The following is a 21823-nucleotide window of genomic DNA, read 5'->3' on the forward strand; positions in this document are numbered from 1 at the left end:
TTTTATTCAGAAATTTTAATATTTTTGGCCAAGATGCAATTTCTGGACAAAAAAAAGCAGAACGCGAGAACGCGTCTGCCTTTTTTCTACCATATCCCTAACACTTTCCACCATAATCCGCCGATGACCAGCCATGTCACAATATGGACAATCGACAGGATAAATCCGATAGACCACCATTTGCCTTGCGGAATGTAGCCTGCTCCGAAGAAGACCGGAGCCGCTCCAGAACCGTAGTGGGTTGTTGACCCGAACAGATTGCTGAAGAATGCGAGGCTCAGCGCTGCTAAAAGCGGCGGTGCGCCCGCTGCCACAACCACAGCCAAAAATGCTGAATACATCGCACTGATGTGGGCTGTTGCACTTGCAAAGAAGTAGTGAGAATAAAAATACACAACAATTAAGATTAAGAATGCCACAATCCATGAGAATCCTGATACTGAAGATTTCATAGCGTTACTGAACCAAGAAACCATACCTAACTCATTCAGGAAATTGGCCAGCATGACAAGCGCCGCAAACCATGTGAGCGTATCCCACGCGCCTTGTTCTTTCTTAATATCATCCCAAGTCAATACCTGTGATAATAAAAGAACGGACAATCCAATTAACGCTGTTGTCGTGGCATCAATGTTGAAGCTTCCGCCAAAGATCCAAAGAGCGAGCACCAAAAGAAAGACAACAACCATGGATAGTTCAGATTTTTTAAATGGTCCCATTTCTTTCAGCTTTTCTGTTGCAATTTTAGCTGCATCGGGTGTTTCTTTAATTTCCGGCGGATACAGCTTGTAAATAACAAGCGGTGTGATGATTAAGCTCACAAGTCCCGGCACAATTGCGGCAATTGCCCAGCTTGTCCATGTTAAATCCACCCCTGCGACATCATGGGCCAGCTTGGCAATCAGCGGGTTTGCCGCCATCGCTGTCAAGAACATGGCAGATGTAATCAAGTTCCCCTGAAAACCGGTTTTCAATAAGAAAGCACCGATCTTTCTTTCTGTCCCATCTGCCGGGCTTGATCCGAATGTCTCGGATAATGATCTGATAATAGGAAAAATAATGCCTCCTGCACGCGCCGTATTACTTGGAATAGCAGGTGATAGTATTAAATCACTGAATAACAGTGAATAAGAAAGTCCAAGTGTTTTCTTCCCGAATTTCTGAACGAATACATACGAAATTCTCGCACCCAGTCCGGTTTTGATAAATCCCCGGGAAATAAAGAATGCGATAACGATAAGCCAGATAGTCTTATTTCCGAATCCGCTTAATGTATTCTCGATAGATAACGTTCCGGTTAAAGCAGTAACTGCCAATGCAAAAATAGCGATTGCTCCCATTGGCAAGGGCTTGGAGATAAAGCCGATAATCGTTGCGACGAAGATCGCGAACAAATGCCAAGCTTTAGGTTCAAGTCCGGACGGCGCGGGAATAAACCAAATGATTAATCCCACAGCGACAGTAATCAGTAAAGGAACGAGTTTTACTGCTGACTGTTTTTCTGCGTCTTTTTCTGAAGCCATTGTAGGTCTCCTCCTGTAAACTTGTTTTCCCATCCCCCCTTTTATTTTACTCCTTAACTAAGTTAATAAACGTTTTTCTTAATTAAAAAACACAAAGGGGATCAGTCCTTTGTGTTTTTTAAAATTCAGTTTATTTTACCTGCCCCCGCTTGAGATGTAACATATGATTTCACATTCGCGGAAGATCCGATTGATCCGTGCAGCGATGGCGTCCAGCCGACAGAAGCACTCAGCCCGTTGGCAGACGATGCGTTGATCTGAGTACCATTCAGCAATGTGCCGGAATCATATAAAGCCGTCCCCCCGCTGAACACGCTGATCGTCTTAGCCGCTGATAGTCCCGGTACATCAATCGCATTGTTTTGCGCGTAGATTTTAGATGATTTTCCTACTCCCCACGCATAGCTGAAGGCATAACCTGAAGAGCCTGTGCTGCCTTCATAATAGTTGTTGTACACGTGTACCTGCCCAAAACGGACTCTCGGTGCGCGCTGGACGATATTTTTGTAGCGGTTATGGTGAAGGGTTATTTTTAATTTGCCATCATCTGATGTTTTGCTGTCGCTTGATCCGAAAATAGAGCTTTTATCATGATCGTGATAATAGTTGTAAGACATTGTAATATAGTTTGCGCCATTAGAGGAATCGGTTTGGCCGTCATGGTGCTGATATTTTCTTCCGAAATAATTTGGAGATGTGCTGTCCGGGCGGGAGCCGTCATTAAATGTACAATGATCGATCCACACGTGTGTGCCGCCGTTTATGGTGATGTTGTCATATTGTGAGTTCCAGTTTCCTGAGCTTCCGTCAGTCGGATCCCATTGCGGGAAATAATCATATGCGTCTTGGAATTCAATATTGCGGATGATCACGTTATCGCTCTTGATTTGGAAGTTTCCCCCCAGGATCTTGGCGTCTGTCCCCGAACCGACGATCGTCGTATTCGAAGGAATATCGAGCATAACGCGGGCCTTTTGGTTTTTCTGAGAACGCGCTCTGGCCTCTTCCTGTGTTCCCGACGGCTCTTTTTTGCCCCATGTGCTTGGGTCGTAAGCTTTCAAATATTTGTTAAGGTCGTACTCTGGATCTTTATAATCATTTAAACCAAGCGGCTTCAGATTGTCATCCACATTCATGTCAATCGTTCCCTTGATATAAATGATTTTTGGCGTTGTGTTGGTGTCTTTGCCCAATGCAGAAACAAGCTGGTTTCTGTTGCTGGCTGTATATACTTGGGATGAAGATGCTTTTGATCCGCCGGTCGTGCCCGTTGAGTACGCTCCCCAGCCATCATTTGACCCTAACGTCTGATGGCCCAAATCCGCCGCGTTTGCCCCAACCGGAGTCAAACCTAAAAAAAGAGCCGTGGCTAATACCATTTTTTTCATTAACTATGTACCCCCATTTACTATTTTGTGAGATTTTATTCCATTTTCTCTCGGAAACATAATAGCAAATTCAGGGGCATTCATAACCGAAAATATATACCATTCTGATTGCGGCATTCTGCAAAAATCACCGCAGAGACCGCAAATTTGTTTTTGCGCAAAAAATCCCGAAAGGCTTATTTATCGCCTTTCGGGATTTAGTTTCTGCATTACGCCCATGATTTAACTTTTTCATTATCCGTTACAAATAGAAGCACTTTTCCTTCATCCAGGCGTTCTTCAAATTGTGAAGCCTCTTGTTCTGAAAAGCCAATTTCATGGATTTTGTTGCGAAGCTCATCGCCTTTTTTATTAAAGACATTGCCTACCGCATGCTTAAGCCCTGTTTCTTTCGCCCCAATTGTATTGGCGTCCGTATTGTCGGCTAATCGTTCTGTTCTGTCATCGTCGTGGGATAAGACGTACACATCTTCTTTCGCTACGCCCAGCTGTTTCAGCTCTTCGACATCCTTCATTAGCTTTTCATCATTTGTATATTCTCTTACTACCGGTTTCATCTTGAATTCCTCCTTTGATGATTCTATTTATTTCATACCCGGTGTGTTTTTTTGTTAAACAAGCCGGAGAACATTTCTCTCTGAAAACAGGAAGAATGGTAGTAGATATTTATTTCCCTGCTATGTTAAAGTAAAACTAACCGTTACTTGTTTTCAGAATAATCAAAACTTGTAAAAAATGGTTCGCGGAAAGCCCGATCGTGTTCCGTACGAGCAGGAGGTGGGTCCCATACAATATTTTTCACCCGAACAACAATACAACGCGTGGGTTGTGAGTGATTTAGTCAAACAGGTATTTCATCAGCGTATTGGCAGCCCGGCCGGAATTCATGAGCTGGCAGTCTTTGCAGAGGAAACCTTTCATATCGATATTGACTTTGTTTTCTCTATTATTATGAATATCGGAGACATTGAATTCGCCGCCTCTGAAGAGTTAGAGGAAAAACTGTCCGGCTATCTCAGCGCTCTCCTTCCGTTTGTCAGTGCTGATATGCTCGCTGCTTCTCAAGCAAATGCCAATGAATTTTTGTCTAATAAACACGACACCAATGCATACCATTTATTTCTTCCTGATGACGCATTCATCAGAAAGCAATAATTATCGTTTCCTTAAAACATCTTGACATGATAAGCCATACTATTATAGTGTTTTATTTGTGATAATGATTCTCATTATTAAAAATCAGAAAAGGGAAGAATAAAATGCGTACCTATCAGAAAAAATTCATTGCAATCATGAGTGTTTTATTACTAGCCTGTTTGATCGTGTCAGGATGTTCATCCAGCCAAGAAAACAAAGGCAGCAAATCCGATAAGAATTCCAGAGTGATCCAGCACGAAGAAGGAAAAACGCCAGTGACCGGCACTCCTAAAAAGGTCGTTGTCCTTGAACTATCATTCTTAGACGCTGTGAAAAATCTCGGCATAACGCCGGTTGGCATTGCCGATGACAACAAAAAAGATATGATTAAAAAGCTTGCCGGCAGCTCAATCGATTACACATCGGTAGGCACACGAAGCGAGCCGAACCTTGAAGTGATCAGCTCCTTAAAACCTGATTTGATCATCGCTGACGCTGAGCGTCATAAAAATATTTATAAACAACTGAAACAAATTGCACCGACAATTGAATTAAAGAGCCGGGAAGCGACGTATGACGAAACAATTGACAGCTACAAAACGATTTCTAAAGCTTTAAACAAGGAAGAGGAAGGAAAAGAAAAGCTTACGCAGCATAATAAGGTAATTGACGGCCTGAAAGCGGAGCTCCCGAAAGATGAAGACCGCAGCATTGTTCTCGGGGTAGCAAGATCAGATTCCTTCCAGCTCCATACATCTTCTTCATATGACGGCGAAATTTTCAGAATGCTTGGCTTTACACACGCTGTCAAATCAGATACCGCCTATCAAGAGGTCAACCTGGAACAATTAAGCAAAATAGACCCGGATATTTTATTTATTTCAGCTAACGAGGGCAAAACGATCGTTGACGATTGGAAAAAGAATCCGCTCTGGAAAAACCTAAAAGCTGTGAAAAACGGCCAGATTTATGACGCGGACCGTGATATTTGGACAAGATTCAGAGGAATCCAGTCAAGTGAAACAAGCGCCAAAGATGTGCTCAAAAAAGTGTATAATAAGTAGTATCCAAAAAGAAGCGAGGAGATCCCTTGCTTCTTTTTGATAACAGACGCAATAAGGAAGTGAGACTGTTGTATCATTCAGCCAAACGGCGCTCAGCATCTAGATTGATGATTTTTATCATCGCACTTATCCTGTTTATATTCGGGCTGGGGCTGAATCTTTCTGTAGGAGCATCTGACATCGGCATTATTGATGCTTTGAAATATCTTTTTGTATGGGATGGGTCAAAAGAACAGCTCATCATCTCTACCCTCCGCCTTCCCCGAACCTTAATCGGCGTTTTCGTCGGCGCCAGCCTGGCTGTGGCCGGCGCGCTGATGCAGGCTATGACAAGAAACCCTCTGGCTTCACCTCAAATTTTCGGCGTGAACGCGGGTGCATCCCTTTTTGTCGTTGCTTCAATTGTCATATTGCCTGCGTCAGCCTACTCCTCTGTTGTGTTTGCTTTTGCGGGCGCGGCAGCAGGCGGCGCGATCGTTTATATGATTGCTTCATCAGGCGGAATGACACCTGTCAAACTGGCGTTATCAGGTATGGCGGTGCATTTGTTTCTGTCTTCTATGACACAAGCGGTCATTATTTTAAATGAGTCCGGAGAGGATGTTCTGTACTGGATGACGGGAGCGATTGACGGCAGCAGCTGGCAGGATGTCCTGACTATTGCCCCGTTTTCAGTCATCGGGATCGCTCTTGCCCTCGTGTTTTCCGGATCAGTTTCTGTTCTGGGTCTTGGTGATGAAACGGCAAAAGGGCTCGGACAAAATATGAACGGAATCCGGATCCTGATCAGTTTTATTATTTTGATCCTTTCAGGTGCTTCTGTCGCCGTAGCCGGGCCGATCGGCTTTGTCGGATTGCTTGTTCCGCATATTGTCCGCAAACTCGCGGGAGAAAATTATAAGTATGTGCTTCCGTTTTCCGCATTGTTCGGCGCGATTTTATTGGTATACGCAGATGTTCTGGCCAGATGGATTGCCTTTCCTTATGAATCTCCGGTCGGTATCGTCACAGCTATTATCGGGACACCATTTTTCTTATACTTGGCAAGGAAAGGGCGAAATCTGAAATGAAGAAAACAACCAGAAAACAAAAACGCCCCTTGTTCGTCATACTCATACTGGCTGCGATCCTGCTCGTTCTTTCCGTGATCAGCATCGGATTCGGGGCATTATATATTTCACCTGATGCGGTGATTACAAACTTATTTGGACTGGATGACTCCTTTGAATTTATCATCCAGCAATATCGATTGCCGCGCATTATCTTAGCCATATTGGCCGGTGCCGGACTTGCTGCGGCGGGGGCAATTTTGCAGGGCGTTATCCGAAATCCGCTTGCTTCTCCCGACGTGATAGGGATTTCAAAAGGATCAGGTCTTGCGGCAATGGCCGTCATCCTGATCTTTCCTAAATCTCCGGTTTACGTGCTGCCGTTCTCAGCATTTGCCGGAGCAGCCATTATTGCTGTACTATTATTACTGATAGCCCGCAAAAAAAGCATTCAACCCTCTTCATTGGCTTTATCAGGCATCGCCTTAGGCGCGGTGTGCCACGCCGGCATGCAATATATGATGGTGAAGTTTCCGGGTGATGTGAATGCGGCGCTCATTTGGCTGACAGGAAGCCTCTGGGGCAGAAATTGGGAAGAAGTCAAGCTGCTTTCGCCATGGCTTTTGGTTCTTTTGCCGATCGTCTGCATCCTCATTCCAAAACTTGATCTCATGTCATTAGGAGATGAGCTTGCGCAAGGACTTGGCGAAAACGCTAATCGGCTGAGATTCATCCTGATTTTCACCGCAGTAGCGCTTGCCGGAAGCTGCGTGGCCGTTGTCGGATCTATCGGTTTTATCGGACTGCTTGCCCCGCATATCGCCAGACGGCTCGCCGGAGAAAAAGCCAAATATTTACTGCCTGCATCGGCATTAATCGGTGCTATTATATTACTTATCGCAGATACGTTAGGACGCGGCATCATGCCGCCGGTTGAAATACCGGCCGGAATATTGACAGCCGTGATCGGCGCGCCCTATTTTTTATATTTATTGAAATTCGAAGCGAGGAAACAGTAGGGAGAGAATACAATGGGAAAATTGACTGCAGACCAGCTCACTCTATCATATGACAGCACAGTGATTATCGACGGTGTTGACTTAAAGATTGAAGAAGGAAAAATCACTGCACTCATCGGCGCCAATGGCTGCGGGAAATCGACAATCCTCAAATCGCTTGCCAGACTGATGGCTCCGAAAAGCGGTTCTGTTCTTTTAGAAGGAAAAGATATTCACCGCCAGCCGTCAAAAGAAGTGGCAAAAAAATTGGCGATCCTGCCGCAATCCCCTCAGGCGCCTGAAGGATTGACAGTACAGGAATTATGTTATTTCGGCAGACATCCCCATAAGAAGCTGTTATCCAAGCATACTCAAGAGGACCACGAAATGGTGGAGTGGGCGCTGGAAGCAACGGGGATGAACGAGCTGAAGGATCGGACACTTGATGCGCTGTCAGGCGGCCAAAGGCAGCGAGCATGGATCTCTATGGCGCTCGCACAAGGCACTGATCTGCTTTTGCTTGATGAACCGACCACTTATTTAGATATTTCACATCAGATTGAAGTGCTCGAACTATTGAAAACGCTGAACCGCGACCATGGTCGCACAGTCGTCATGGTGCTTCATGATTTAAATCAGGCCGCTCAATATGCGGACTATCTCATCAGCGTGCTGGACGGAAAAATATATAATGCCGGAACACCTGAAGACGTGTTTACCCAGCCATTTTTCCGAGAAGTCTTCGGACTGGAATGCTGCATTATGAGAAGCCCGATTGATCAGAAGCCGATGTGCCTGCCGACGGGGCTATGTCCGAAATTACGTGCTTGAAACAAAAAGGAGGGCTGATCCCCTCCTTTTTTATATTTCCTCAGCACACTTTTCCCCCGCGTTACTTTTGTGTTCCTCAACCTGTCCGTGTTACATTGGTGTAAATCAATATGATAGGAGGATCAGCATGCCAGAATCTCAACAGCAAATACAATTAGCCAGACGCCCTCAAGGGGTTCCCAATCATGAAGATTTCCGTTTTGAAACGATTTCTGTCCCTGAACCAAAACAAGGTGAAGTGCTTGTTAAAACGCTTTATGTATCGGTCGATCCGTATATGCGCGGCCGGATGCAGAATACGAAGTCATATGTGGAGCCGTTTGCCTTGAACGAGGCTTTATCAGGCGGGGTGATAGCTGAGGTTGTTTCAGACGGTGACGGTCAGTTTAAAAAAGGCGATATCGTCATCGGCAACTTAAACTGGCAGGAATATTCCGCTGCCAGCGAGTCCGCCCTGCGGAAAATTGATACAAGCATCGCTCCGGCTTCAGCTTATCTCGGTATATTGGGAATGACCGGCTTAACCGCATACTTCGGTCTTATGGACATCGGACGCCCAAAACAAGGCGAAACCGTTGTCGTTTCAGGAGCTGCGGGAGCAGTCGGCTCAACTGTCGGACAGATCGCCAAAATTAAAGGCGCGCGCGTTGTAGGGATTGCGGGGTCTGATGAAAAGATAGCTTATTTGAAGGATGAGCTGCAATTCGATGAAGCCATTAACTACAAAACCGAAGATGACATTCAAAAAGCGCTTTCTGAAGCTTGCCCGGATGGTGTCGATGTCTATTTTGACAATGTCGGCGGCCCGATTTCAGACTCTGTTATGAACCTGCTGAATGAGTTTGCCCGCATACCTGTGTGCGGCGCGATTTCATCCTACAATGCAGAAAGCGAGAAGGATGATATGGGGCCTCGTGTGCAGTCCAAGTTGATTAAAACAAAGGCGCTGATGCAAGGGTTTATCGTCAGTGACTATTCTGAGCGTTTTCCTGAAGGGGCAAAACATCTGGCGGAATGGCTGAAGGATGGAAAGCTTCATTATGAGGAAACCATTACAGAAGGCTTTGACAAAATTCCTGACGCTTTCCTCGGACTCTTTCAAGGAAAAAACAAAGGAAAACAGCTGATAAAAGTCAGTGAACCAAGTGTGCAAAAATAAAAAAGGCGGGGATCTCCCCGCCTTTTTTTTATTTATCTGCCAATTGGCCTTTAGCATAAACAACCTGCTGTAAAGTCAGTCCAATTCTCTTCGCCATTTTTTTCAGCTTTGATTCCTCCATTGGAGTGACAAGGCTGATCACGGTTCCTTCTTTTCCCGCTCTTCCGGTTCTCCCCGATCTGTGAATATATCCATCCTCATCAGGAATATCAGCATGAATCACATAAGGCAGATTCTCGATGTCTAAGCCGCGCGCCGCAATGTCCGTCGCCAAAAGCAGCGGAAATTCGCCGTTTTCAAAAGCTGCCAGTATCTTCGCACGCTCCATCTTTTTCGCTTCACTGTGTAAGATGCCAAGATCGACATGGTGATACGCAAGCTTTTCCGCATAGACGCTTAAATTGCCGATATCTCTGACGAATACGAGCGCCTGCATGCCTTGAAGCCTTGAAAGCTTTTGTAAAAGCTTCACTTTATCCCGCTGATCACAGACCAAGTATTGATGCTTCACTTTACCAGCATCGTGTTGGCTGCGCTCCACCTTCAGCACTTCAGGCTCTTGCGTCATTTCACGCAGCACCTGTTCCGTTTCCTGCTTTAAAGTCGCTGAGAAACAAAGCAGCTGCCGGTCCTTAAGCGTCGTTTTGATAATTTGCTTCATTGTTTCGCGATGCTCCGGTAAAATGAGCTGATCCGCTTCATCAAGGACAATGGTCTTGACTTCATGCATTTTCAGCTTCTTCATCTTAATTAATTCAGACACTCTTCCCGGTGTACCGACAATGATATGCGGGTGTTTTTTCAGCTTTTCCACCTGCTTTTTGACGTTCGCGCCTCCGATGATAGATACAGCCCGCAATTCAGAACCCGATTTCCAATCCTGAATCACTTGAAAAATCTGCATCACAAGCTCGCGTGATGGAGCTAAGATGACGGCTTGAGCGTGTTTTTGCTCAGGCTGTATCCGTTCCAGAACCGGCAGCGCATAAGCAAGCGTCTTGCCCGTTCCCGTTGGCGATTCAGCGATGACATCCTTTCCTTCCATAATGAGTTCAGCCGTTTGCTCCTGTACGGCAGTCGGTTTCGTGAAGCCTGATGTCTCCCAGTTTTCTTTAATAAAAGTCTTTGCGTTATGTAAAAATGGCCATGTTTGCGTCATTTTTTTCTCCTCAATTCTTCAAATCTATTCCATAGTATCTCAAAATGAGAGCCGGAACGCAATTTTTCTTTTCGCTTTCGAGTCTTTTAACAATTCGGATAGTCCGTTATAATCAAACATGAGAACTACACGCAAGAAGCGTGTTTGATTATAGACAGAGGTGTAAATATGAGTATTTTATCAGTGAAAGATTTAAGCCATGGCTTCGGCGACCGGGCCATTTTCAACAATGTGTCCTTCCGTCTCCTAAAGGGAGAACACGTCGGACTGATCGGCGCGAACGGCGAAGGGAAATCAACCTTCATGAATATTATTACCGGAAAGCTTGAACCTGATGAAGGAAAAGTGGAATGGTCAAAAAACGTCCGTGTCGGCTACCTTGATCAGCATACGGTGCTGGAGAAGGGAAAAACCATCCGCGATGCGCTGAAAGACGCGTTTCATTATCTGTTCGCGATGGAAGAAGAAATGAACGGCATTTATAACAAAATGGGAGAAGCCGATCCTGATGAGCTTGAGAAACTTCTTGAGGATGTCGGCGTCATTCAGGACGCTCTCACTAATAATGATTTTTATATTATTGATTCCAAAGTGGAAGAAATTGCCCGCGGCCTCGGCTTAAGTGATATCGGACTTGATCGTGACGTTACGGATCTAAGCGGCGGACAGCGTACAAAGGTGCTCCTTGCCAAGCTTCTCCTTGAGAAGCCGGAAATCCTGCTTCTTGATGAGCCGACCAACTATCTTGACGAACAGCACATCGAATGGCTGAAGCGCTACTTGCAGGAGTACGAGAACGCGTTCATTCTGATCTCTCATGACATTCCGTTTTTAAATAGCGTCATCAATCTGATTTACCACGTAGAAAATCAAGAATTGACCCGCTATGTCGGCGATTATAATCAGTTTATGGAAGTCTATGCAGTGAAGAAGCAGCAGTTGGAAGCAGCCTATAAAAAGCAGCAGCAGGAAGTCGCTGAGCTGAAGGATTTCGTTGCGCGCAACAAAGCCCGGGTCAGCACGCGGAACATGGCGATGTCCCGCCAGAAAAAGCTTGATAAGATGGATATGATTGAGCTTGCCGCAGAAAAACCGAAACCTGAATTTCACTTCAAGCCGGCCAGAACATCAGGCAAGCTGATTTTTGAAACGAAAGACCTTGTCATCGGTTATGATACACCGCTCTCCCGTCCTTTGAATCTCCGGATGGAACGCGGACAAAAAATCGCCCTTTACGGCGCAAACGGCATCGGTAAAACGACATTGCTTAAAAGTCTGCTTGGTGAAATCCAGCCGCTTGAAGGCTCAGTCGAGCGCGGTGAGCATCTGTTTACTGGATATTTCGAGCAAGAGGTTAAGGAAACGAACAACAACACATGTATCGAAGAGGTATGGAGTGAATTCCCTTCCTATACGCAGTACGAAATCCGTGCCGCGCTGGCGAAATGCGGGCTGACCACGAAGCACATTGAAAGCCGCGTCTCCGTGTTAAGCGGAGGCGAAAAAGCGAAAGTCAGACTGTGCAAGCTGATCAACTCAGAAACGAACCTGCTTGTACTCGATGAGCCGACAAACCACTTGGATGTCGATGCCAAGGAAGAACTCAAACGCGCGCTTAAGGAATACAAAGGCTCCATCCTGTTGATTTCCCACGAGCCTGAATTTTATATGGACATTGCGACAGAAACATGGAACTGTGAATCTTGGACGACGAAAGTGCTTTAATCAAAATAAAAACCCGCCTCCTTTAAGGGCGGGTTTATTTTGTTGCTGCTACTTTTTCTCGGTATATACTAACGCCTTGTCCACTCCTCTTCCAAAATAGCGTAATAATACTCATCCCACCATTGCTCCCCATTTGGAATACATTTTTTAAAATAGCCTTCTCTTCTCATTCCGATCTTCTCCATCACTCGATAGGAAGCGATATTCTGCGGCTGACAGGTTGCGATAATCCGATGTAATTTCATGTTTGTAAAACCAAATTCTAATATAGCTTGTGCAGCTTCTGAGGCATACCCTTTATTATAATACTTCGGATTAAATACCCACCCAATTTCATAAGTATGCTCACCAAAATACTTAAAAAAAGCAATGTGACCGATTACAATTTTTTCTTCCTTTAATACCACAGGAAACTTTTCAGCATTTTCACCAGTATTTTCATTCACAAACTTCTTGGCATCCTCTTCAGTAAACACACCTTCTGGTATATATTTCATAACATGAGGACTTGATGTGTATTCATAGACATCTTGCCAATCTTCGCATTTAAATTTACGTATTACCAGCCTATCGGTTTTAATATCCATTTGATTCTCTCCAATCAAAAATAGTAATTCATTTATCTATTTCGATAGGAAAGATATAAAAACCTTTAATCTGCCCCGATACTGAAATTAGACATTGGAATCCATCAATTCATATCAATCTTTGGCTCTATTTCCTGCATACATTAGCCCTATAAAAGAAAGACACTGCATCTCGGCAGTGTCTTTCTTTTTTAATGTCCAGCCTTAATCCCGGCCAAATGTTTGCGTCCCGCAAGCAGCACCAGCATACCCACAAGAACAACAATTCCGCCAACCGTGTACGGAGTATGGGCTGTAAAATGTTCAGACAGCATTCCCGCAATCCACGGCGCGATCGCACCGCCGATAAAGCGGACAGAGCTGTAAGCAGAAGAGGCAATGGAACGTTCGACAGGCGCAGAGCCCATGACGGCGGTTGTCATAATGGTATTGACCATTCCGAGAACCGCTCCCGCGATAACGATACATGTAATCACAAGAACCATATGCTCCGTCCAGATGCCCATAATGAATAAAATTAGGGCAAACGCGATAAACAAAAGAACCAGGGAGCGCACAGTGCCAAGCGCTTTGTGAAGTGCCGGCGCAGTAAAGACCGACGTGATGGCTAACAGAAGCCCCCAGCCGAAAAAGACGTAACCAAGTCCGTGTTCATCCAAATCAAGAACAAACGGCGAATAGGCGAGTAAAATAAAAAATCCAAAGTTGTATAAGAATGCAGATACCGCCATTGTCAGCAGCCCTTTGTATTTCAGCGCCTTCATAGCGTCAAACATACCAACACGTTTCGCCGGTTTTGCAATGTTCGGAAGCATGATTGAAATCGCGCATAAAGCGACAAACATCAGGACAGACACACCAAAGAACGGCGCACGCCATGAGATGCTTCCCAGCTCGCCGCCTAAAAGAGGACCGACTGAAATCCCGAGTCCAAGCGCAGCTTCATACAGAATAATCGCTTTGGCGCTTCCGCCGACAGATACTCCGACGATAACCGCGAGCGCTGTTGAAATAAACAGGGCGTTCCCTAAGCCCCAGCCGCCCCGATAGCCGACAAGCTGTGCAATAGAACCTGAGCTTCCGCCAAGTCCGGCGAAAATAATAATAAAAATAAGACCGAGAATCAATGTCCATTTTGCACCGATCCTGCTTGAAATCGCTCCAGAAAAAAACATCATAAAACCTGTCACGAGCAAATAACTTGTAAATAACAGTGATACTTCACTAGGTGAAGCATGTAATTGTGCTGCAATCGCCGGAAGAATAGGATCGACCAGCCCGATTCCCATAAAGGAAATGACACAGGCAAATGCAACAGCCCACACCGCTTTCGGCTGGCTCAGCAATCCTGTTTTCTGATTCACTTGTGTATTGTTATCCATATGACCTGACCTCCATCTTGATACATTAAAAGAAACGCTACATCCATAGCGTTTTTACTAAAATCATTCGATTGACTGAATAGCGTGTTCCGCTTTGTCTTTCATTCCGTTCAGCCGCTCTTTGAAGCTTTGGAACGTGCGTATCTTTTCATCAATCATCGTAAGCTGATGATTCAATGTTTCCTGAATCTCTTCCAATTTCTCTTTACGCTCCTTTGGATCAAGCGACAGCAAATAGCCTTCTTTCTTTAATTCAAGCTGGCGGCTTGTTTCCATGAAATGCTGAAGCTCCTGAAGTGAAAAGCCAAGCACTTCTTTGGTATTGATCACCTTCTCCAACTCTTCCATATCGTCTTCCGAATAAAGCCGAACTCCGCCTTCTGTCCGTTTCGGCGCAGGAATTAAACCGATCTCCTCATAAAATCGGATGGTCCGCTTTGTCAGCCCGCTTCTTTTGGCCACCTGATCAATCTTCATCCATTCCAAGGTTACTCCCCCTTTGCTGTATCTGATCTTATTATACACCTTTTGAACCTTAACGTAAACGTAAACTTTTCGACAAAAAGAAAAAACCGCGTCACGCGGTCTCCCTTTTTTCTTCTTATTGCTCAAGCTCTTCAATCATAAGCGACAATTCCGTCCAGCGATCCATGGCTGCTTCCAGCTCTTCCGCTGTTTTTGCCTGCTCAGCCATCAGGTCTTGAATTTTTCCAAAATCACTTCCCGCGCCGGCGATTTCTGCCTCAAGCTGTTCGTGCTTCTCTTCCAGCTTTGCGATTTTGTCTTCAATGCCATCCCATTCCAGCTGATCCTTGTATGAAAGCTTCTTCCGCTTTTTCTTCGGCTCTGCTTCAGTGCGTTTCTCTTCTGCCGGGTGTTTTTCTGCTGATTTCTTGGTCTTCGCTTTTTCCATGTACTCACTGTAAGAGCCTTGGAAGCGTGAAATCACGCCGTTTCCTTCAAACACAATCAGCCGGTCCACAACTCTGTCAAGAAAATACCGGTCATGGGATACCGTGATGACAACGCCGGGAAATTGGTCTAAATAGTCTTCCAATACGCCCAGTGTTTCTGTATCCAGATCATTGGTCGGCTCATCCAAAAACAGGACATTCGGTTCCTGCATCAGTACATGCAGCAAGTACAAACGGCGTTTTTCCCCGCCGGACAGCTTGCGGATAAATGTGCGCTGCATATGGCGAGGGAACAAGAAACGCTCCAGCATTTGCTCCGCTGTAATGACATCGCCTTCAGTTGTTTTGACGATTTCCGCTGTTTCTTTTATATAATCAATGACTTTCAGCTCGCCGTTCATTTCACTGTGGTCTTGCGTATAATAACCGATCCGAACCGTTTGGCCGATTGTAATCTCACCCATATCCGGTACCACCCGTCCGGCAAGGCTGTTTAAAAGCGTTGTTTTCCCGATGCCGTTTGGTCCGATGATACCGATTCGCTCACCAGGGATGATCAATTCGCTGAAGCTGTCCACCAATGTATTCCCGCCGTATGAAATCGTCACTTGCTCGGCTTCAATCACCTGTTTGCCGAGGCGGTGTGAGCCAATCGCAAAATCGAGTGCGCCTGAAGAGGAAGGCCCGTCTTGCTCCTTCAGCGCCTCGACTCTGTCGATTCGCGCTTTTTGTTTTGTTGACCGTGCTTTTGCTCCTCGTCTGAGCCAAGCCAATTCACGTCTAAGCAAATTCTGGCGCTTTGTTTCTTTTTGCTCTGCCTGCGCTTCCCGTTCTGCCCGCTTTTCCAAAAAGACCTCGTAATTTCCTTGATATGTGTACAGGCTGCCATTTTCCAGCTCATAAATCCGGTTCGTCACACGGTTTAAGAAATACCGGTCATGCGTCACCAGCATGACCGCGCCCGGATACTGTGCCAGGTAGCCTTCCAGCCATTCGATCGTTTCATTATCCAAATGGTTCGTCGGCTCGTCTAAAATCAACAGATCAGCAGGCTGAATTAGGTTTTTCGCAATGGCGACCCGTTTTTTCTGTCCGCCCGACAGCTCGTGGACAGGTTTTGTCACATCATTGACACCGAGCTTTGAGAGAACGGTTTTCGCCAAGGTGTTTGCGTCCCACGCATGATTTGTATCCATTTTCCCTTGGGCTGTGAGCAGATTTTTCTGCAATACCGCATTTTCAGGCGCTTCATTCAGGTCCTGAAGCGCTTTTTCGTATTCCCGCAATGTTCTCATCACGGCCGAGTCGCCAGAGTAAATGTGTTCCAGCACCGTCTGCCCGGCAGGAAGTTCAGGGTCCTGATGCAAAAATTCAACATGAACGCTGCCGGATTTTACGATGTCCCCCTCCTCTGTTGATTCAAGGCCGGCAATCACTTTTAACAATGTAGATTTGCCGGTGCCGTTCGGTCCGATCAGGCCAATTCTTTCATTCTCTTCTATATGGAAGGAAATATGATTAAATAACGTTTTATCTCCGTATGTTTTATATAGATGTTCCGCTTTTAGTATGCTCATGGTTCCTATCAATCCTCACGTAAGTTCATGAATTCATTGTAAATCAGGTGATGGAATAAAACTAGTAAAAGATCATATCGCGTGGTAAGGCGTCCTTTATCGTACCATATACCAGCTAACAAATTCCGTCCGATGATGATTCGGCTATTTACAGTGCTTGACTGAAGCATGTTTCCGCCTTCTCCTTTATAAACTGGAAAAGGAGAGGTGATGATATGATCAGCATCAGTTTGTGTATGATTGTAAAAAATGAGGAAGAAGTGCTGGCAGGCTGCCTTGATTCAGTCAAGGGGATCGCCGATGAGTTTATCATTATTGATACAGGATCAGCGGATGCGACAAAAGAAGTTGCTGCCCGCTATACGGATATGATTTATGATTTTGAATGGACTGACCATTTTGCCGACGCCCGCAATTTTGCTTTTTCTAAAGCGTCAAAGGATTATATCCTCTGGATGGACGCCGATGACGTGCTGACGGTTGAAGACAGAAAAAAGCTCGCCGATTTAAAAATAAGCCTCAGTCCCGATATTGATGCCGTGTCGATGTATTATCACGTCGGATTTGATGAGAGAGGCGAAGTTAATTTTAAATACCGGAGAAATCGGCTTGTGAAGCGGGAAAAAGGGTTTCGCTGGATCGGAGCGGTCCATGAATATCTGGAGGTATACGGCAATATTTTAGAAACCGATATCGCCGTCACACATCGTAAACATCATAAAACCGCAGCCCCTCCTTCAGACCGCAACTTAAAAATCTATGAGAAAATGGTCGAGGGCAATCAAACGCTGACGCCGCGTGATTTATTTTATTTTGCCAATGAACTGAAGGACCACAAGCAATACAACCGCGCCATTACGTATTACCATCATTTTTTAGCTACAAAACAGTGCTGGATCGAAGACGAAATCAGAACCTGCCAATATTTATCTGACTGCTACCGGGCGCTCGGCCATGAAGAAGCGGCCTTACACTCGCTGTTAAAGTCCTTTCTATTTGATCAGCCGAGACCGGAGTTTTGCTGCCGGCTCGGTGACTATTTTAAAGAAAAACAAAAATACCGGGAAGGCGCCTTTTGGTATGAGCTCGCCCTTTCCGCAAAAAGAAGCGATTCAGGATTTACACAAGTGGAATATTCCACCTGGTATCCGCATTTGCAGCTTTGCGTCTGTTACTGGCAGCTCGGCGACAAGGAGACAGCAAAACAGCACAATGATCTTGCCGCCTCCTTCCATCCGACCCATCCAAGCGTCTTGTTTAATAAAAACATATTCGCCGAACAATCAGAATGAAAGCATTAAAAAAAGATCAAGGGCACAGCCCTTGATCTTTTAAGCTTCTTCCAGCGCCTTTTCGGCCATTTTCGCAAGGTGCTGCGCGCTTCCTGAGATTTCCTGCATTGTTGCTGAAATCTGTTCGACAGCCGCCGCCTGACCGTCTGTATGCTGGTTGATGGATTCAATGGATTCCTCCAGCCCCTTAAGCAGGCTGTGGATTTTTTTCGTGATATGGTCGATCTGTCCCACATTTTCTTTCGAATGGGTGGCGAGCTTTCTGATCTCATCCGCCACGACGGAAAAGCCTTTCCCCGACTCTCCCGCTCTTGCCGCTTCAATCGCGGCGTTTAAGCCAAGCAGGTTGCTTTGGTCGGAAATTCCCTTAACCGTGACGGAAATATCAGCAATTTCTCCGGCGCTTTCACTGACTTTCTTCGCTTGGGAAGAGATGCCTGACATTTGGGTTGAAAAACCGTTAATGGAATCAGAAATATCCTGGATGGCTGATGCGGTTTGTTCTACGACTGCAGACAGGCTCTCCGCCACATCATGAAGCTTGGACGATCCCTCAAGGCTTGTGCCGACGCCGACTCCGCCTATGACTCTGCCGTTTTTATCATGAAGTGGGATCGCCCGGGCGATCAGCGGAAAACCAAACAGTTCTTTTGGCACCATGCTTGTTTTCTTCTGGTTGCGGCGGATCGCGTCGGTGATAATATCCCCCTCTTGCAGCGGGTCGCCTGCTTTTACATTAAGAGAAAAGGTTTTCGCCGGGATATTGACGATTAATTTTTCTGTATCATAGATACCGATTGTAATATCGTCTTGAATCAGGCTGTTTAAATAGGGCGCGACTTTCACAAACGCCTCCAGAAGTTCCTGGGTGTCATTCTCCGTGTTTATGGTCAAAGTTTATCCACTCCTATTTTAGTATGGGAAATTGCGTTTTTCATGCTGAACGGAAATCCATTTCATCGTTGTAAATTCTTCAAGGCTCCATTCGCCGTTTAATCGGCCGAGGCCTGATTGTTTTTCTCCGCCGAAGGCTACGTTCGGCTCATCGTTGATCGTCGTATCATTGACGTGGATCATTCCGGTCTCAATTCGTTTCGCAAATGCGACGCCGCGTTCAACATTGGCCGTATGAACCGCTCCGCTTAAACCAAACGGCGTATCATTCGCAATATCAACCGCTTCGTCTTCCGAATCAAACTTCATCACTGACACCACCGGTCCGAACAATTCTTCATGGGCAATGCTCATGGAAGGTTTGACGTCTTTTAAAATCGTCGGCTCCACGACTGTTCCCGCAAATCCGCCGAGTGTAACCGGAACCGCTCCTTCTTCAATCGCTTTTTCAACAGATTTCATTAACGCATCAGTTTGTCTGCTGTTGATTAACGGGCCGATAATCGTATCAGGGTCCATCGGGTCTCCGACTTTAAGTGACGCCACTTTCGCCTGATACATCTCCAGAAATCTGTCATGGATAGAAGAATGAACCAAGATGCGGTTTGCGGACATACAAATTTGCCCCTGATGCGTAAACCGGCTGAACACCGCCGCATTGACCGCATATTCAAGATCAGCGTCCTCAAGCACGATAAGCGCGCTGTTTCCGCCAAGCTCAAGCAAAGGTTTTTTGAAATGCTTCATCGCCAGCTGGCCGATATAGCTGCCCACTTTTGTAGAGCCCGTAAACGAGATAATACGCGGCACAGGATGCTCCACAAAACTGTCGCCGATTTCTGCGATATCAGTGACGACTACGTTCAAAAGCCCTTCAGGAATGCCGGCCGCTTCAAAAATCTTCGCGATCAAAGTACCGCCGCAAATCGGAGTTTCTTCATGCGGCTTCAGCACGACTCCATTTCCGGCTCCCAGCGCGGGGGCGACGGATTTCACAGATAGGAAGAAAGGAAAGTTAAACGGACTGATGACGCCGACCACACCGGCAGGCACTCTATACAATCTGTTTTCTTTGCCGTCAATGGTGGATGGGAGAATTTTGCCTTCCATGCGCACCGGAAATGTCGCTGCTTCTTTTATGATATTTTTCACCAGGCCGATTTCGAACGCGGCTTTCAGCCTTGTTCCGCCGAGCTCCTCCATAATCAGATAAATAATGGCTTCTTCATTTTCTTCAATATAGGCCACGGCTTTTTCAAGAATCGTTCTTTTTTCAAATGGATTTACCGCGTCCCATTTTTTCTTTGCTTGTGCGGCTGACTTGTATGCTTCATCTACGTCATCCGTATTTGCTTTACGGAATGTTGTGATATTTTTTTGGGTATACGGGTTCTTATCTTCCAGAAGACTTGAACCGGCGCCCTCACGCCATTTTCCCCCAATAAACTGTTTGTTTAATTCTTCATATTGAAACATATCAGCAACTCCTTACCCAAGATATTGTCGAAATTTGATGAATATACTTTTTCTATCGGTTTTATTTAAAAAAATTCAATTCTATTTTCAATTTTATTAGCAAAAATTACTATCCTGTTATACCACACCGCTTTTATGCTTCATTCTTTTAAAGCGGAAAAATATTTTATTGACTATCTAAAATTTCAACAATATAATACTACCGTCAATGTATATAATTGAAAGAATATTATGAGTATTTAACAGGAGGAACTTCATGGGTTCATTATTTCGGAAAAAACCGCTTGATACATTGCTCGCCCAAAGCAAATCAAAGAGCCTTCCCCGTTCTTTAAGCGCTTTTGACCTCGTTTTGTTAGGCATCGGCTGTGTGATCGGCACCGGCATCTTTGTCATCACGGGGACAGTAGCCGCTACAGGCGCGGGGCCCGCTCTTATTTTATCGTTTATTTTAGCTGGGTTTGCTTGTGCGCTTGCAGCCTTTTGCTATGCTGAATTTTCATCTTCTATTCCGGTTTCCGGAAGTGTGTATACGTACTCATACGCAACCCTTGGGGAATTGCTCGCCTTTTTAATCGGATGGGATTTAATGCTTGAATATGTGATCGCGCTTGCTGCGGTTGCAACTGGTTGGTCTTCATACTTTCAATCGCTGCTCGCCGGCTTTCATCTGCACATTCCGCCAGCATTGACTGGAGCTCCCGGAAGCTCTCCCGGAGCCGTATTCAATCTTCCGGCGGCTGTCATTATCTTGATCATCACTGCGATTGTCGGCAGAGGCGTCAAAGAAAGCACACGCTTTAACAACGTGATCGTGCTTATGAAAATCGCGATTATTTTATTATTTATCATTGTCGGAATCGGCTATGTGAAGCCGGACAACTGGTCGCCGTTTATGCCGTTCGGTATAAACGGCGTGATTGCCAGCGCCGCGACTGTTTTCTTTGCTTATCTCGGTTTTGACGCGGTATCTAACGCTTCGGAAGAAGTCAAAAATCCGCAAAAAAATATGCCAATCGGCATTATCGGAGCCTTGGCGATCTGTACCATTCTTTATATCGCGGTATCGCTCGTCCTGACGGGCATGATGCCTTATACACAATTAAATGTCGGAGATCCGGTGTCCTTCGCGCTGAAGTTTGTCGGACAGAATCAATTGGCCGGCATCATTTCCGTCGGCGCCATCGTTGGGATTACGACTGTTATGCTCGCTTTGCTTTACGCACAGGTCCGTTTAACTTTCGCCATGAGCAGAGACGGCCTGCTTCCGTCGCTGTTCGCAAAAGTCCATCCAACATTTAAAACGCCTTTTCAAAACACTTGGCTGACAGGCATCGTGGCGGCCGGAATCGCAGGGTTTATTAATTTGGGGACGCTCGCCCACCTTGTGAATATGGGGACGCTCGCTGCATTTACGGTCATCTCGATCGCCGTCATTGTGTTAAGAAAGAAGCATCCTGACGTTACGGCTTCCTTCAGAGTTCCATTTGTTCCGGTCGTTCCCATCATCAGCGCCGGATTATGCCTTTATCTCGCGTCCAGCCTTCCCGGCGTGACATGGCTGTCGTTTGTCATCTGGATTGCTGTCGGAGCTGTCGTCTATTTCCTTTATTCAAAAAAACACAGCCAGCTAAACAACTGACCACAAAAGACTCTTCTTTCGCTTTC

Annotated in this window: 18 protein-coding genes and 1 pseudogene; 9 read left to right on the forward strand and 10 right to left on the reverse strand. The window is 45.7% G+C overall.

The annotated features are described in order from the left end of the window. Nucleotides 1-86: 86 nt before the first annotated feature. The 3 genes from GXP75_RS17775 to GXP75_RS17785 form a co-directional block, all read right to left on the reverse strand. Complete coding sequence (locus GXP75_RS17775; protein WP_013390434.1) at nt 87-1523, reverse strand: anion permease; 1437 nt, start codon at nt 1521-1523, stop codon at nt 87-89. Nucleotides 1524-1648: 125 nt separating this feature from the next. Further along, on the reverse strand, nt 1649-2911 hold the full coding sequence (locus GXP75_RS17780) for a pectate lyase (protein ID WP_242557444.1): 1263 nt from the start codon (nt 2909-2911) through the stop codon (nt 1649-1651). 209 nt (nt 2912-3120) lie between these two features. Beyond that, nucleotides 3121-3468 (reverse strand): YflT domain-containing protein, encoded by a 348-nt coding sequence (locus tag GXP75_RS17785; RefSeq protein WP_003328334.1) that lies wholly within the window; start codon nt 3466-3468, stop codon nt 3121-3123. 229 nt (nt 3469-3697) lie between these two features. Between GXP75_RS17785 and GXP75_RS17790 the strand changes: the two genes are divergently transcribed. From GXP75_RS17790 to GXP75_RS17815, 6 genes are all read left to right on the forward strand, one after another. Next, the gene (locus GXP75_RS17790; protein WP_061573427.1) at nt 3698-4066 is read left to right on the forward strand and encodes a DUF3212 family protein; all 369 of its coding nucleotides are present in this window, start codon (nt 3698-3700) and stop codon (nt 4064-4066) included. Between the two features lie 104 nt (nt 4067-4170). Beyond that, nucleotides 4171-5112 (forward strand): ABC transporter substrate-binding protein, encoded by a 942-nt coding sequence (locus GXP75_RS17795; protein WP_242557445.1) that lies wholly within the window; start codon nt 4171-4173, stop codon nt 5110-5112. A gap of 68 nt (nt 5113-5180) precedes the next feature. Then, nucleotides 5181-6182 carry a Fe(3+) dicitrate ABC transporter permease FecD gene (gene fecD, locus GXP75_RS17800; protein WP_106273482.1) on the forward strand — a complete coding sequence of 334 codons (1002 nt, stop codon included), beginning with the start codon at nt 5181-5183 and terminating at the stop codon, nt 6180-6182. Then, nucleotides 6179-7180, forward strand: a complete 1002-nt coding sequence (gene yfmE / locus GXP75_RS17805; RefSeq protein ID WP_242557446.1) for a Fe(3+)-citrate ABC transporter permease YfmE — start codon at nt 6179-6181, stop codon at nt 7178-7180. Before fecD ends, yfmE begins: the two co-directional genes overlap by 4 nt. Before the next feature lie 12 nt (nt 7181-7192). Next, a complete protein-coding gene (yfmF, locus tag GXP75_RS17810; RefSeq protein ID WP_106045892.1) occupies nt 7193-7990 on the forward strand; it encodes a Fe(3+)-citrate ABC transporter ATP-binding protein YfmF in 798 nt (265 codons plus the stop codon). Between the two features lie 127 nt (nt 7991-8117). Continuing rightward, nucleotides 8118-9149 (forward strand): NADP-dependent oxidoreductase, encoded by a 1032-nt coding sequence (locus tag GXP75_RS17815; protein ID WP_242557447.1) that lies wholly within the window; start codon nt 8118-8120, stop codon nt 9147-9149. 28 nt (nt 9150-9177) lie between these two features. On the opposite strand, the gene GXP75_RS17820 is transcribed toward GXP75_RS17815, so the two are convergent. Beyond that, nucleotides 9178-10308, reverse strand: a complete 1131-nt coding sequence (locus tag GXP75_RS17820; protein ID WP_242557448.1) for a DEAD/DEAH box helicase — start codon at nt 10306-10308, stop codon at nt 9178-9180. A 168-nt stretch (nt 10309-10476) separates the two neighbouring features. On the opposite strand from GXP75_RS17820, the gene GXP75_RS17825 reads away from it, so the two are divergent. After that, nucleotides 10477-12033, forward strand: a complete 1557-nt coding sequence (locus tag GXP75_RS17825; RefSeq protein ID WP_010787914.1) for an ABC-F family ATP-binding cassette domain-containing protein — start codon at nt 10477-10479, stop codon at nt 12031-12033. Nucleotides 12034-12101: 68 nt separating this feature from the next. Here the strand turns inward: GXP75_RS17825 and GXP75_RS17830 are convergent, their stop codons facing one another. From GXP75_RS17830 to GXP75_RS17845, 4 genes are all read right to left on the reverse strand, one after another. Then, the gene (locus tag GXP75_RS17830) at nt 12102-12620 is read right to left on the reverse strand and encodes a GNAT family N-acetyltransferase (protein WP_242557449.1); all 519 of its coding nucleotides are present in this window, start codon (nt 12618-12620) and stop codon (nt 12102-12104) included. 191 nt (nt 12621-12811) lie between these two features. After that, a complete protein-coding gene (locus GXP75_RS17835) occupies nt 12812-14002 on the reverse strand; it encodes an MFS transporter (protein ID WP_242557450.1) in 1191 nt (396 codons plus the stop codon). A 63-nt stretch (nt 14003-14065) separates the two neighbouring features. After that, on the reverse strand, nt 14066-14488 hold the full coding sequence (locus GXP75_RS17840) for a MerR family transcriptional regulator (RefSeq protein WP_003328348.1): 423 nt from the start codon (nt 14486-14488) through the stop codon (nt 14066-14068). A gap of 115 nt (nt 14489-14603) precedes the next feature. Continuing rightward, nucleotides 14604-16493 (reverse strand): ABC-F family ATP-binding cassette domain-containing protein, encoded by a 1890-nt coding sequence (locus tag GXP75_RS17845; protein WP_242557451.1) that lies wholly within the window; start codon nt 16491-16493, stop codon nt 14604-14606. A gap of 215 nt (nt 16494-16708) precedes the next feature. On the opposite strand from GXP75_RS17845, the gene GXP75_RS17850 reads away from it, so the two are divergent. Next, entirely contained in the window at nt 16709-17785 is a 1077-nt protein-coding gene (locus GXP75_RS17850; protein WP_242557452.1) for a tetratricopeptide repeat-containing glycosyltransferase family 2 protein, read from the forward strand. A 39-nt stretch (nt 17786-17824) separates the two neighbouring features. Here GXP75_RS17850 and GXP75_RS21665 read toward each other — a convergent pair. Together GXP75_RS21665 and yfmT are read right to left on the reverse strand one after the other, a co-directional pair. Then, nucleotides 17825-18190 (reverse strand): annotated as a pseudogene (locus tag GXP75_RS21665) (methyl-accepting chemotaxis protein); the annotation flags it as partial. Nucleotides 18191-18697: 507 nt separating this feature from the next. Beyond that, complete coding sequence (yfmT, locus tag GXP75_RS17860) at nt 18698-20155, reverse strand: benzaldehyde dehydrogenase (RefSeq protein WP_242557453.1); 1458 nt, start codon at nt 20153-20155, stop codon at nt 18698-18700. A gap of 256 nt (nt 20156-20411) precedes the next feature. Here yfmT and bcaP point away from each other — a divergent pair, with 256 nt between their 5' ends. Next, nucleotides 20412-21797, forward strand: a complete 1386-nt coding sequence (gene bcaP / locus GXP75_RS17865; protein ID WP_242557454.1) for a branched-chain amino acid transporter BcaP — start codon at nt 20412-20414, stop codon at nt 21795-21797. Nucleotides 21798-21823: the final 26 nt, after the last annotated feature.

The organism is Bacillus sp. HU-1818 (genome assembly GCF_022695965.1).
GTDB classification, from domain to species: Bacteria; Bacillota; Bacilli; order Bacillales; family Bacillaceae; genus Bacillus; species Bacillus atrophaeus.

Excerpts from the sequence above, each read along its gene's own strand:
- GXP75_RS17850 (WP_242557452.1), top strand. The coding sequence starts at position 16,709 with ATGATCAGCATCAGTTTGTGTATGATTGTAAAAAATGAGGAAGAAGTG.
- yfmT (WP_242557453.1), bottom strand. The coding sequence starts at position 20,155 with ATGTTTCAATATGAAGAATTAAACAAACAGTTTATTGGGGGAAAATGG.
- GXP75_RS17785 (WP_003328334.1), bottom strand. The coding sequence starts at position 3,468 with ATGAAACCGGTAGTAAGAGAATATACAAATGATGAAAAGCTAATGAAG.
- GXP75_RS17825 (WP_010787914.1), top strand. The coding sequence starts at position 10,477 with ATGAGTATTTTATCAGTGAAAGATTTAAGCCATGGCTTCGGCGACCGG.
- bcaP (WP_242557454.1), top strand. The coding sequence starts at position 20,412 with ATGGGTTCATTATTTCGGAAAAAACCGCTTGATACATTGCTCGCCCAA.
- yfmE (WP_242557446.1), top strand. The coding sequence starts at position 6,179 with ATGAAGAAAACAACCAGAAAACAAAAACGCCCCTTGTTCGTCATACTC.
- yfmF (WP_106045892.1), top strand. The coding sequence starts at position 7,193 with ATGGGAAAATTGACTGCAGACCAGCTCACTCTATCATATGACAGCACA.
- GXP75_RS17830 (WP_242557449.1), bottom strand. The coding sequence starts at position 12,620 with ATGGATATTAAAACCGATAGGCTGGTAATACGTAAATTTAAATGCGAA.
- GXP75_RS17795 (WP_242557445.1), top strand. The coding sequence starts at position 4,171 with ATGCGTACCTATCAGAAAAAATTCATTGCAATCATGAGTGTTTTATTA.
- GXP75_RS17835 (WP_242557450.1), bottom strand. The coding sequence starts at position 14,002 with ATGGATAACAATACACAAGTGAATCAGAAAACAGGATTGCTGAGCCAG.
- GXP75_RS17815 (WP_242557447.1), top strand. The coding sequence starts at position 8,118 with ATGCCAGAATCTCAACAGCAAATACAATTAGCCAGACGCCCTCAAGGG.
- GXP75_RS17845 (WP_242557451.1), bottom strand. The coding sequence starts at position 16,493 with ATGAGCATACTAAAAGCGGAACATCTATATAAAACATACGGAGATAAA.
- GXP75_RS17775 (WP_013390434.1), bottom strand. The coding sequence starts at position 1,523 with ATGGCTTCAGAAAAAGACGCAGAAAAACAGTCAGCAGTAAAACTCGTT.
- GXP75_RS17780 (WP_242557444.1), bottom strand. The coding sequence starts at position 2,911 with ATGAAAAAAATGGTATTAGCCACGGCTCTTTTTTTAGGTTTGACTCCG.
- GXP75_RS17820 (WP_242557448.1), bottom strand. The coding sequence starts at position 10,308 with ATGACGCAAACATGGCCATTTTTACATAACGCAAAGACTTTTATTAAA.